The sequence below is a fragment of the Rhodanobacter spathiphylli B39 genome, assembly GCF_000264295.1.
Lineage (GTDB): Bacteria > Pseudomonadota > Gammaproteobacteria > Xanthomonadales > Rhodanobacteraceae > Rhodanobacter > Rhodanobacter spathiphylli.
Map to the genome: position 1 here is coordinate 1 of NZ_AJXT01000070.1, position 3,139 is coordinate 3,139.

1 protein-coding gene is annotated in these 3,139 nt (G+C 63.6%); it reads right to left on the minus strand.

The window, feature by feature from the left end:
* Window positions 1-2,983, minus strand: a 2,983-nt coding sequence (locus UU7_RS16845) for an RHS repeat domain-containing protein (protein WP_007810501.1), incomplete at its 3' end; no start/stop codon positions are given.
* Window positions 2,984-3,139 lie beyond the last annotated feature (156 nt).

Consider the following 3,139-nt stretch of genomic DNA (forward strand, 5'->3'; position numbering starts at 1 on the left):
CGGAGTCGCCCCAGCTCACCGTATAGCTGCCGCCGCTGCTCCCGGGCACGGATATCGAGGCCGGCGCGTCGGGCATCACCAGCAGCAGGCTGCTCCGGGCAATCATCTTGCTGCCCAGGTAGATGAAGCTCGTCGCCTTGTTGCCGGTCGGCTCGTACTGGTACATCAGCTGGCCGGCATGGCTGTAGAAGTAGTACGTCGGCGCACCGCCGCCGGCCGGCGTCTTCATCACGCGCCGGCCGGACGCGTCGTAGGCGTAGTCGTCGTAGCCCTGGATCTGGGTCAGCTGGTTCTTCTGGTCGAAGACCAGACTGGTGCCGTTGTTGTTGATGGCGTTGCCGCGGTTGTCGTAGACGTAGCTGCTGACCGTGGCTGAACCGTTGGTGATATGGGACAACCTGTTGGTCGTATCGTAGTTGTAGGTGAAGGTCTGCCCGCCGCTGATCCGCGTACGGATATTGTTGAGCGCGTCGTAGGTGTAGCTTTCCGTGCCCCACAAGCCGTCAGCCTGGGCGCTGGTCAATCGGTTCAGCGCGTCGTAGCTGAACGCCTTGTTGCGCGGACCGTCGGCCAGGTCGGCGACCGTAGTGATGTTGCCGTTCTTGTCGTAGCCCAGGTCTTCGCTGAAATACGGCGTGCCATCCTGGCCGTAACTAAGGTTGCTCAACTGCTGGCGGGTGTTCTGCTCGGCCACGTAGGTGAGTCCGTTGGCGTAGGCAAAGGACGCCACCGCGCCATTGGGGAAATAGTCGATGCCGCCGGCGTAGCCGCCCACCTGGGTAGCACGTCCCAGCGCATCCGGCGCATAGCTGACATCCTCACCATCCGGGTAATGGACCACGCTGAGGCTGCCGTTGGGATCATGGGCATAACCCAGTCCCCAGGCATCCTGGCTAGTCACCTGCAGGCTCTCGCCGGTCAACATGCCGCGGAAGTTGTACGTGCCGTTCCATGTGGTGATGCCCGAGACCACGTGGTCCGGCTGGCCCATTGGCGTGTAGTGGTATTGGGTGCTCTGCGTACCCGTGCCCACGGGCGGCTGGATCGTCAGCACCCGGTTCATCTCATCGTAGGTGCGCCACGTCTTGGCCGCATCGTCCACCTGCCCACAACCGGCAGTCGTGATGTCGACACCCGCCGCGCTCCATGCCAGGTTGTTGGCGCCGTCGTAGGCCATCACCGTGCTGTGGCTCTCCGGCTCGGTGGTGCGGCACAGGCGGTGGTAGGGGTCGTAGGTCAGCGTCTTTGTGACCGTGTCGGTCTCGGTAGCGCCGTACAGGCCGGACTGGGTGATCGACAGCGGGTTGCCGTAGCTGTCCCGGACAATGGTCTGGGTGATGCCGGCCGGGGCCTGCACCTTGATCACCGCATCGTACGAGGGCGAGTCGAACACCTGGTAGCTGGTGGTGGTGACGTTGCCCTTGGGATCGGTGACCTGCTGGCGGGCACCGGAGAGGTAGGCCGTGTGGCTGGTCAGCGGACCCAGCTCGGAGTCCTGCACCACCTGGGTGACGCGACCCAGGGCATCGTAGGTCGTGGAGCTGCCATCGACCGAGGGATTCAGCGAGAAGGTCAGCGCCGAGGCGCTCGGATAGGCACTGAAAACCTTTTGTCCCTTGGCGTCGTAAGTGGTCAGCGTGCTCGCCTGCACCGTGCTGCCGATGGCGCTGTCGCTGAGCACCGGGCGCAGCATAGCGTCGAAGTACGTCACTGCCTTCGCATTGCCGGTGGTCATGGTGCGGCGCCAGTGGTTGGCCGGCAGGCCCCGCTCCGCGCTGGTGACGAAGTCGTAGGCGAATGTCTTCGGCGACCAAGCCACTTCGTCGCCGGTGGGATAACTGATGCCGGTGATGCGGCCCACCGGGTCGTAGCTGTAGCTGGTGGCGTGACCGGCCTGGTCGGTAATCCTGCCGATCTGGCCGAAGTCGTCGACGACCAGCGTCTGCGAAGTGCCGTCGGGGTAACCGATCGCCTGCGGGATGCCGCGCTTGTAGTTCCCCAGTGTCGTGGTGTGGCTGTTGCCGTCCGTGAAACTCGCCAGTTGGCCGGCACTGTTGAACGTGTAGCTCATCAACGTCTGGCCGAAACGGGCGCGCGTGAGCAAGGTGTCGTCGCTGGCATTGTAGGTGTTGCTGGACTCGACTTCGTTGATGTTGTCGGTAATGTTGGTGACTTGCAGTGGCAGGCCCAGCACCCACCGATCGGTGTCGTTACGGTACGTGACGGTTTCCTCCAGAGGGTGATCCGATGGGCGGTCACATCGCACACTGAAGGAATTGCAGCGCTTGGTCTGAGTGACTTGGGCGTAGGCGTTGAATGCCTCCGCCTGCCAAGTGTACGTATCGCCGTCCTGGCTGATCATGCGCAGGATCTGCGGCGCCAACACCTCGACCTGCGCCCGGTTCATGCGGGTCTGGACGACCCCGCCATAGCGTTCCGGCCACGGCCACGGCCATGCGTCGGTTGCCGGAGGAATGGCCGCGTAACCGTTGTCTTCCGACCGTAGCAACGTCGTACCCACGGCACCGCTGTAGACATCAGTGGACAGCAGTTGCCCTTCCGTCGCATCGAACCGATTGCTGAAGGTGTAGCGGGTCGCCTGCCCCAACGGGTTCACCACATCGGTCCAGACAGTGGATGCACAGCCGCTGGCGCAGTCCTGCAGCCAGCTTTGGTTGGCGGGCGAGTAGGCGTAGTGCCAGGTTTCAGCGGGTATTCCTGCACCGCTGAAAGTTTTCTGCGACAGCGTGAGCTGGTAATAGACATCGGGAATCGCTGCCGTGCTTCCTGGCGCGTCGTCGCCGCTGCCGTGGCACGTCCGGGGAACGTACGACCGCCCGTGGACCATGCCCTTGACCTGGAAACTGCCCACCAGGCCGGAGGGATGGGTGATGCTGCCGGTCCACGTTTCGGTGGACAACTGCGCCGCCGTGGAGCAGGTGCCGCCCGCCGGGTTCATGTCCGAGGCGAGGAAGTCCGCCATGTCGAAGGACCAAGCCGTGCCGTCGGGAAGCGTGACCTTGTTCAGTACGTGATAGACGTCCGTACCGTACTGATAGGACCAGGTTCGGGCACCGCTTGAGGATTGCAGGGTCGCCGTGCTGACCCGCGATGTTCCCGGACGGATTCAACTACGAAG